The sequence below is a fragment of the Parcubacteria group bacterium genome (assembly GCA_041657845.1).
Classification (GTDB): domain Bacteria; phylum Patescibacteriota; class Minisyncoccia; order Moranbacterales; family JAKLHP01; genus JAKLHP01.
Map to the genome: position 1 here is coordinate 1 of JBBABD010000029.1, position 9553 is coordinate 9553.

The 9553-nt window shown below is 34.8% G+C and carries 9 protein-coding genes; all 9 read left to right on the plus strand.

All coding sequences use genetic code 11. From position 1 onward, the window contains the following. Nucleotides 1-90: 90 nt before the first annotated feature. The 9 genes from WC906_04315 to WC906_04355 all read left to right on the plus strand — a co-directional run bounded on the left by WC906_04315 (nucleotide 91) and on the right by WC906_04355 (nucleotide 9398). The gene (locus tag WC906_04315) at nucleotides 91-1194 is read left to right on the plus strand and encodes a hypothetical protein (GenBank protein MFA5777638.1); all 1104 of its coding nucleotides are present in this window, start codon (nucleotides 91-93) and stop codon (nucleotides 1192-1194) included. 796 nt (nucleotides 1195-1990) lie between these two features. Beyond that, nucleotides 1991-2386 (plus strand): YraN family protein, encoded by a 396-nt coding sequence (locus tag WC906_04320; protein ID MFA5777639.1) that lies wholly within the window; start codon nucleotides 1991-1993, stop codon nucleotides 2384-2386. Between the two features lie 67 nt (nucleotides 2387-2453). Next, on the plus strand, nucleotides 2454-2804 hold the full coding sequence (locus tag WC906_04325; GenBank protein MFA5777640.1) for a TraR/DksA C4-type zinc finger protein: 351 nt from the start codon (nucleotides 2454-2456) through the stop codon (nucleotides 2802-2804). Nucleotides 2805-2835: 31 nt separating this feature from the next. Further along, the gene (locus WC906_04330) at nucleotides 2836-3270 is read left to right on the plus strand and encodes a signal peptidase II (GenBank protein ID MFA5777641.1); all 435 of its coding nucleotides are present in this window, start codon (nucleotides 2836-2838) and stop codon (nucleotides 3268-3270) included. 12 nt (nucleotides 3271-3282) lie between these two features. Beyond that, nucleotides 3283-3933, plus strand: a complete 651-nt coding sequence (locus tag WC906_04335; protein MFA5777642.1) for a hypothetical protein — start codon at nucleotides 3283-3285, stop codon at nucleotides 3931-3933. 4 nt (nucleotides 3934-3937) lie between these two features. Next, a complete protein-coding gene (locus WC906_04340) occupies nucleotides 3938-6814 on the plus strand; it encodes a hypothetical protein (protein ID MFA5777643.1) in 2877 nt (958 codons plus the stop codon). Further along, nucleotides 6811-7749: a pilin gene (locus WC906_04345; protein MFA5777644.1), complete on the plus strand. Its 939-nt coding sequence runs from the start codon at nucleotides 6811-6813 to the stop codon at nucleotides 7747-7749. Before WC906_04340 ends, WC906_04345 begins: the two co-directional genes overlap by 4 nt. A gap of 12 nt (nucleotides 7750-7761) precedes the next feature. Next, the gene (locus WC906_04350) at nucleotides 7762-8208 is read left to right on the plus strand and encodes a hypothetical protein (GenBank protein MFA5777645.1); all 447 of its coding nucleotides are present in this window, start codon (nucleotides 7762-7764) and stop codon (nucleotides 8206-8208) included. A gap of 8 nt (nucleotides 8209-8216) precedes the next feature. Then, nucleotides 8217-9398 carry a hypothetical protein gene (locus tag WC906_04355; GenBank protein MFA5777646.1) on the plus strand — a complete coding sequence of 394 codons (1182 nt, stop codon included), beginning with the start codon at nucleotides 8217-8219 and terminating at the stop codon, nucleotides 9396-9398. The last annotated feature ends 155 nt before the right edge of the window (nucleotides 9399-9553 follow it).

The window sequence follows — 9553 nt, forward strand, 5'->3', positions numbered from 1 at the left end:
TCTCATTGCTTTGCAATAATTAGATTTTGTTGTAAAATAGAGATAATTATTATCTCTATTTTATTTTAATTAAATTACAAAAATAAAAAAATGTTTGAGCAAAAAAAAGAAAACACAAATCATCAGGAGATAAATGCTAAAGATCAACTGGAATCGATTGGCGATGGCAATATTGTTATTCATACAATGCAGGAAGATTTGGATGCTTTGAGTGGAATTTTTCCTAAAAAAGAAAAATCAATATCTCCAGAAGAAAATAAGGCCGAAAAAAATGCTGAGAGCGGAGAAAAAATGGCAAATGAAAAGCATTTCAATCCATTTTTAGACAAACAATATCCGAAGCAGATGCAAGATAAAATAGAAAAATTCGTCAGTAAAGATGATGTTTCTGCCAGCAATAACGAGGAAAAGGAATCTGACAAATTAAAAGAACCTTCAAGGAGCGCCTCCTTTGCTAAAAAAGCAATCTGGATAATTGTTGTGGTGGCGATGATTATCATATTTTCAATAGGCGGTTATTATTTTTGGATTTCCGGAAAATTCGCTACGAATGTTAGCGATAAAATTCAGGAAAAAGTAGTTGAAAAAATTGAAGAAGATAAAGTAGAAATCGAATCCGTGCCTAAATATTCTGTCGATAAGCCAAATTATCTTTCTATTAATATGAAAGATCAAAACTATGAAAACTTTAAAAATTTAGTAATCAAGACTTCTTTTGAGCTTAAAAATCTTGGAATAGACAGACCGGTAGAGTTTATTATAACCGACAGCGAGAATAATCCCATAAGTTTTTCTCAATTTAATGCTATAATTAAAATTGCTCTTCCTGGCAACTTATTGGAAAATTTTAGCGAGAAATTTTCTGTTTTTATAAGCAATGACTCTGGAATTTCTCAGATAGGACTATCGGTAGATTTATCCAATGAAGCTAAAAGTTCACTCTTAATGAAAAACGAAGAAACAAAACTTTTGGGAGAGTTGTCTCCGCTTTTGCTGGGAAATATTACTCTGCCTGAAGGAAGGGTTTTGTTTAAGGATAATATTTACAAAGGAGTTGACGTAAGATACTTTAATTTGACTGAAAATGGTTCAACGGCGATTGATTATGCATTTGTTGACAACAAATTAATGTTTGGAACCAGTAAAAATAGCACGTGGGCTATTGTGGACAAGCTACTGGACGGCATTAATTGAGAAATTTTCAATTCTTCTGTTAACAACCTGTGCAAAAGTAAGAATATTTTTATAAAGTAATTTACTTTTGCAGTTTAAAGATTTTTATTTTTTTGAATATTTTTCTGCAAAGAAAACTTTATAGTGAAAAAAGCCTTGTTTTGAAAGATTTTTTGCTTATGTTAGCTATTTTTTATTGACCGAGTGCTATTTTTTTGTTATAATAAGGATATAAAGTTATTTGAAATTAAAATATTTCAAATGGTGGAAGAACTTCCAATCACAATTTCCCCCTATTTGTGATTGGAAATTCTTCTACTATTCAAGCGTTTCATTCAATGCAATGGAACCGCCTCCTTATCTGACAGGAGGACCCTAAAATAAAAACAAAAATTGGCATGTCCGCTTGGGAAAATAAAATACAGGTTATCTTTCCAAGAGGACATGTCAAAAAAACTTTTTAAAATAAAAATATAAATAAAAAGTTTGTTCTTTAAAACAAAGGCGAAAGCCAGAGAACGGTAGAAGAACAATAATATGAGTCAGAGATATTATTAATAGAAAGATATGTATGTAAAATACATGTTGCTAAATAACACCAGAAATTGCCTTTCACCCGGGCTATAGTGTTTCCAGCTAACATGTTAATACATGTCAAACACTGGGCGCTGCAGCCACTTAATTATATTATGGGCGTTAGTAGCGCCCGGTTTCCAAATCTTAGTAGGTACCGGGCAGTAAACAAGGTTGTTACTCGATATTTATTAAGCTTTGACTGATAAATCCCCTGAAACGGGGTTTTTTAGTTGAAAATCATATGATTTTTTGGAAAAAAGAACAAAACAAAAACTTAGGATTTGAAGGAGAAGAAATTACCGCTAAATTTCTCAGAGAAAAAGGATATAAAATATTGAATAGAAATTTCAAGAATTACAAGGGAAGGCAGATTGGAGAGATTGATATTATTGCTGAGAAAAACAAGGAAATAGTTTTTGTGGAGGTTAAAACCAGAAGCTTGGAAAAATACGAAAAAACACTTCCAGAAGAAAACATCACGCGAAGCAAGCTTAATAAGCTTAGCAAAATTGCCAATTCTTACATAAAAATGAATAATCTCTGGGATTGCCCATACCATTTTGACGCTGTTTCTGTCTGGCTTGACAGGGATTCGAAGAATTTCAAAATAAAACATATCGAAAATATTTTTATTTAATAGATCGTGGACACTAACCGTTATTTTTGGTAATATTCAGGTACTAATTATTTATAGTTTTAATTTTATGATCAGTGAAGAATTGAAAAAAGAGTTAAAGGTAAAACTGGGAGACGAGAAAGCTAAGCTGGAAAAAGAGCTTGGAAAAATTGCTAAACCAACCGGGACTCCGGGGGATTACGAAACCCAATTTAATGAATTAGGGACAGACAGAGAAGACAACGCAACCGAGATTGAAGAATACTCAGATAATTTGGCTGTTGAAACTAGTCTGGAAGAGAGCCTAAAAGATATAAACGAAGCCTTGGAAAGAATAGAAAGTGAAACCTATGGAATATGTGAAAATTGCAAAGAAGAAATCGACATTGAACGGCTTAAAGCTTATCCAGCAGCTAAAGCTTGCATTAAGTGCAAATAAAAGCAGAATAATGAATCACAAATCACAAATTATGAAACTTTGCAGCTTCATTATATTTGTTGTTTTGGTTGCTATCGACCAACTTTCAAAATATTTAATCCGCCAAAATGGCGGATTTTATATTTGTAATTTCAATATTTCCTGGAGCATACCGGTTAGTAATTATATGTTTGTTGGCTTATGGATCATTCTAATGCTAATATTATTTTTTTTATTTTTAGAATCGGCTCAAATTTTCAGTTTTCAATTTTCAGTTTTCAATAAAATACCAAATCTCCAATCTCAAACCTCAAATTTTTCTTTGGTATTCATATTGTCAGGAGCAATTTCAAATATAATTGATCGGATTCGTTACGGATGCGTTATTGATTTCATTAATCTCAATTTTTGGCCAGTTTTTAATTTGGCGGATATTTTCATAGTCTTGGGCATAATTTTTTTATTAGTTAAATGGAAAAAAATATAGTATAATGTTTTTATGAAGCAAAAAATATTTTCCATTTTTAATGGGGAGGATATTATTACTGCCGGCATCATCTTTTTTTGCCTTCTTCTCCATGCTATTTTTCCAACTAATGGAGTTTTTCAGCAGATTATTTCCAGCGTGACTTTTTTGTTGGTTATTCCTCTTCTTTATGTTAAGATAATACTGAAAAAAGATCTGAATAATTTCGGAATTCAACAAGGAGAATGGAAAACTGGAGTATTTTGGAGTTTATTTTCTCTGCTTGCAGCCTTTCTTGTTTTATACGTTCTTTATTATTATTATGATTTTTTTGAGAAGTATGAAGTTTCTAAATTGATCGCAGATAATTTTCTGCTTTTCCTGGGATACCAAATATTTTTAACAGGATTCTTCGTAGCTCTTTATGAATTTTTTTTCCGAGGATTTGTAATGTTCAGCTTCTCTAAGAAACTCGGGTATTGGTCCATAATTTTCCAGGGCGTTATCTTTTTTCTGCTAATCTGGCTTTCTTCCAGTATGACTTGGATAATGGCTCCATATTTGATTTTTGCTTTATTTGGAGGAGTTATCGCTTTTTTTAGCCGTTCTATCATATACTCCCTTATCTCAACCTCACTGTTTATTATAATTGTTGATTCTATTTTCATCAAACTAATCAAATAATAAAATGAAAAAAAAGGCTATTAAAATTTTTACTTTATTCGTTGTAGTAGCAGAAATATTTTTTCCAAGCTTGAATTTTGCCAAGGCTGCTTTCCATTTGCCTTCTGCTTCCCAAGTTGCATCGGAGTTGGAAAATAGGTATCATGTCAATCTTTCCAGTATGCAGGAAACGGGTGAAAATTTTAATGTTTCCGTCAACAAAACTTCGGCTCCGGAAGTATCGTTGAGTTTTAATCCATCAGAGCCAAAAGAGGGACAAGAAATTACTGCTAATGCAACTCCGATATATTTCAGCAATCCGGGCGATAAACTCTACTACGGTTGGTATTTATCTCGTAAAGATTGTGATTTGACAGATGAGCCAAGCGCAACAAAGAAAGAAAATTGCGACAATGATAGCGATGGCAAGATAACAGTAAATGATTGGAAAGTCGAAGCAATGCGCCTGATTGCTCAAGGCGGATATAATTATCTGGATGAGCCAGTAGCTGATTATACTGAAAAAAGCAATGATGATGACGGGTACGAAGCTTCTATTGGGGGGGATGATAAAAGTTCTGTCGCTGATAGCAAAAAACATTGTTATATTCATGATTTTCAGAGAGGAATCAACGCGGAAATAAAAAATGGATGCGATCATTTATTCCCCAGTACAAACGGAAATGGATCAGTGGGAGACGACAGCTTTGATAAGAAAGAGGAAAATTTTTGGAAAACAGATCCTCAAGATCCAAATACATCCGGTAATGGCAACTTCGATGAAGCAAACGTTTCCGGATTAGGCCAAGACAAATTCAAGTGGGTTTATCAGCCTGGGGACAGGGTTGGCGTTGTTGTCGAAGGAACTTCTATTATTGGGACAAAATATGATGATTCAAGCTCTATGGTTATGTGGGCGCTTCCCAACAATGAATGCACGAAAGATAATTCAGGTTTAAAAAGTAGATCATCAATCTGTTCGGGAGGTAAAACGGCGGTTTGCGCAAAATCTGGAGACGCTAACTATATAGCAACCATGGATATAGAAACATCAGCGTCAGAATCAACGTCTTCATCTTCATCTTCATCTTCATCTTCAGATTCAGAATTAGGATTAGGAGCAGGCTCAGGATCGGCATCAGGATCGGCATCAGGAGAAGCAACGGGAGAAGCATCAGGAGGGGGTAGTCATGATACAGGTTGGTGCGCCTATGTGGAAGAAACTCCTGATTGCACCAGCGGGACTCCTTATTGTTCTGTGGGAAGTCCATTTTGTGTTAATCTTTCATCTATTTACAATAATGCAATCAGTGCGTCTCAAAGTTGTGAAGGGCTGTCGCTTGGAACTCCGACATGCCAGGAGACAACTGACCATGAAGATGGAATTGTTCAGACTGAGACAAAGTCATTGGATGTAAAAGGGTATCCAGTTTCTATTCCTACGACGGATATCGATATTAACGATTGTCTTGATGACAACTTGGTTGATCCCGCAGAAAAAACCAACGAAAAACTGGACGTATCTCTTTCTGCTACTCCGGAAAATCCGATTAATGATTCTAGCGGAGATCAAATGGGAGATATGCTATCGGTGAACTCCATAGTCACCAATTCATCCCAAAACTATTCCCAATTGCATTATGATTGGAAAATAAGTGCTGGAAAAAATATTTCTGGAAGTTTCCAAAACATATCCAACGAATTAGATCGAGACAAACTATTGGAAGGAAAGTTGACAGGAATAAATAATCCAAATATTAACATCAGGTTGAATCTAGGAGATGCTTATGCGTCATATTTTCAAAATGAAGAAATTGGATATTTAAAAATAGAGCTTACAGTTAAGCAAGCAGATCAGGGAAAAAACAGAACAGGTAAAAGCGAGGTAATTGTAAAGGTTAATTCTACTGATAAGCGAATAAAAGCCTATCTTACCACAAGCAGTGATGGGGAAACTTTAGACAAAAAAGATTTGATATGCAATGGCGTTGCTTCTGCTACTACGTATGAAAAGCTTTCCTCCTACATTTGTCCGGTGGTAAAAAATCAAATTTTGAGATTAGAAGTGAATAATGATGAAATGAGCGATTTCTCTTGGATGGTTAATGGAACTTCTTTTTCTTGCGATAAAGATCTTGTCAAAGGAGCTGAATGCGACAATGGGAATGTCATATTTTTACCGATAATTGGGAATGAAGGAGATACCCTTGATGTTAAAGTAGGAGCTAAAAGAATAACTGTAAATGAAAAAGATCCTGGAAATGGGAAAAGTCTTGAACTTACAAAATCTTTTCAAATCGTAAAACCTTATGTAAAAATAATTTCTGGAGATGAAAATGTTTTTTGGCCAAAAGCTTTGGGTAGTTATAATAATTTAGATGGAGAAATGTTTACTGATTTTAGCGATTCGGAGTTTGAAACTTATAGCGGAGTCGATGCCTTGCTTGATGTTAAATTCCATCCGGATTGGCTGGAAAAAACCGGAATTATAAGCGCTAACTGGACATTGGACGGCGAAGATAAAACAGATGCATCAAATCCCAAAGAAATAAAGTTTAGCGTTTTAAAGGACGTTGGAGAATCGTATAATGCAGAATTTTATTCTTTTTACGCTCCTTCCAATGAAATAAGAAAAGTTCTAAAAAATTATTGGGGAATTGCTCAGGAAGAAAGCGGAGGGAAAACGCTTGCTACTTCAATAACAGCCGAGGTTATTAATGGGGATGATTTTCTGGAAACAACCGTTTTGAAGAACTCCGGAAAATTTTTAGCCAGCATAATTTCTAATTTGCCTGGGCAGACGATTTTTCTTATTCGGATGGCTCTCATTGTTTTTGTAATGATTTTAATTTCTGGACTCGCGATGAATTTGTCTCCGAATTTTTATAAAAATAGAAAATGAACAAAAATAAAAATAAATTTTTTCTCCTGTTTCTTTTTCTTATCATAGGAACTTTCTTTTTCTACCGCGCAATTAATGCTGTCGGACCATATGACTACACTGCGCTTGAACCAATTCCGGGAACTGCAAATACCGGAGCCGATCTCAAACTTTACATCGAAGCAATATACAAATTTGCCATTTGGACTGTCGGAATTGCGGCTGTCTTGATGCTGACCATCGGAGGATTTATGTATATGGTTAGCGCCGGAAACACTTCCAAGATGGACACAGCCAAAAAAATAGTAACCGATGCCATCTTGGGGCTCATCATTGCCCTAGGCGCTTATCTCATCCTTTATGTTATTAATCCTGATTTGGTAAAAATTACGATAACGATGAAATCGCTGGGAACAACAACTACAACCCCGGGAGTAAGTACAGGAAGCGGAACGAGTGAAACGGGTACAGGCGGAACGGGAACGTGCATTCTAGTGTCAACCGGAGCGTGTACGGTAGAAAATTTAAAAACAACCTGTTTCAGTTCAAAACCAGAGACATGGTCAAAAATATGCAATAAGGAAAGTAGGGGTCTCTTAACTTTCGCTAGTCAAACTGATTTATGTGCTGATGGCAAATCTTGGTCAATAGGACTTTTTCAAATTAATATGATAACTAGCGCTGGATCAGTTAGCGAGTGCGATAGCAGTAAAATTTTTGAAACTGCTACAGGATCCGGCAGTTTAATGGGGTGTATGAAACGAGTAACGAATAGCAAAGGGTTATCATATTGTTCTCAGCGCAATTGTAAGGTCAAAAATCAAACCGCATACAATAACTGTAGAAATTCATTAGAAAAATCAGAAGTTAATATACAAGCTGCTTGCAAATTATCTTCGAATGGGACTAAATTCAGTCCATGGACAAATTCAGCCAAAATTTGTGGAACTAATTAATTCTATATCATTATGAAAAAAGTATTAATTGTTATATCAATTTCCGTTTTAATTCCTGTTTTACTTTTTGTTTTTTTATTTCTAAAAAATAAAAAAAATACTGTTGTTGAAGAAGAAACAGCCGTTTTCTCCGAAAACAATCAGTTGCCCATTGCTGATTATCGAAAAACAGCCGAAAGAATAATTGATGATAAGAACGCAATAATAAAGAGCGACGATAGCTATGAGATCAACGGTTCTTATTATAATAATAAAAATAGCTTTATGATTTTTATTAAAAACTCTGATTTGGAAGGAACAAGGGAAAAAGCAGAAGCGTATCTCGTAACAACTTTAGGGATAACAAAAGATAAAGCTTGCCTGCTCGACGTAGCTGTCGTTGTCTCTCCTGATGTTGATGAAAATTTAACTGGCAATTATGGCTTAAGTTTTTGTCCGAATGCAAAGCCTTTTAAATAAAATTTTCCATGTCTATTTCTAAAAAAATATTCATAATCTCTTCAGTTCTGCTGGCCTCAGTTCTTTTTTTCATGGGAATTTATAATGTTTCTTTTAAGGAAAAAACTTCCGCTATAAATACAAATATCTTGGCAAAAGAAACTCCGGCTGCCAGCAATGAAGAGAAGAGCGCTCTTGAAGAAATAGGGGAAAAAATAGGATTTAAAAATAGCGAGAAAATATATCCCTTGTCTGATGAAGTAATAATTTCTCCCGCTCTTTTTAGCGAAGATGATCAGATAGCTTATTATACCCGTCTAAACGGAAGCGTTTATAATGTTTCTCTGGATGGAACGGGGAAAAAGATAGTTGATAATAATAATTTTTCCGGTTTAGAAAAAATACTGTGGTCTTCTGATAATAGAAAAGTACTGTCGAGATTCAATAACAACGGGAAAATTCAATATTCCTCTTATGATTATAACGCTAAAAAAGGATTTAGACTTGCTGATGGAATTGAGTATGCAATTTGGGGAAATGCAGGAGACCAAATTGTTTATGAATATTATGATTCAAAAACGAAAAAGAGAACAATAAACGCAGCTAATTATGACGGAAGCAACTGGAAAAAAATAGCAGATATTTCGATGAGCGATGCCTGGATAGCGTCTGTTCCTCAGTCTTCTTTCGTGTCTTTTTGGAATAGTCCTAATTCTTTTAATGAAACATCGCTAAGCATTATAAACACAGTGGGAGGAGAAGCTAGAAAGATATTTTCAGGACGCTTCGGAGCTGATTATTTGTGGTCTCCAAATGGAACAAAAGCTCTTGTTAGTTCAGTCGATTCCAAGGGCGGATCAAAGATTAGTCTAGCTGTTATTAACAGTAATGGCGGAGAATTCCAAAATCTGAATATCCCAACCTTCGCTTCCAAGTGCGTTTGGTCTAAGGATAATAAAACTATTTATTACGCTCTTCCGACTTTTTCTTCTGGCAATTACGTGCTTCCAAACGACTACCGAAATAAAAAAGTAACCGCTAAAGACGTGTTTTGGAAAATGAATATTACTACGGGAAAATCAGAGAGAATAGTGGAAACGAAAGACATAAATAATATTTACGATGCGGCAAATTTATTCCTGTCATCTTCTGAGGACATTCTATTTTTTGTTAATCAAAATGACGGAAAAATTTACGGAATAAGTATGTAAAAGTTAATCGGATATGAATTCAGCAAGCAATAAAAATAAATTTTTTCTCCTGTTTCTTTTTCTTATCATAGGAACTTTCTTTTTCTACCGCGCAATTAATGCTGTCGGACCATATGACTACACTGCGCTTGAACCAATTCCGGGAACTGCAAATA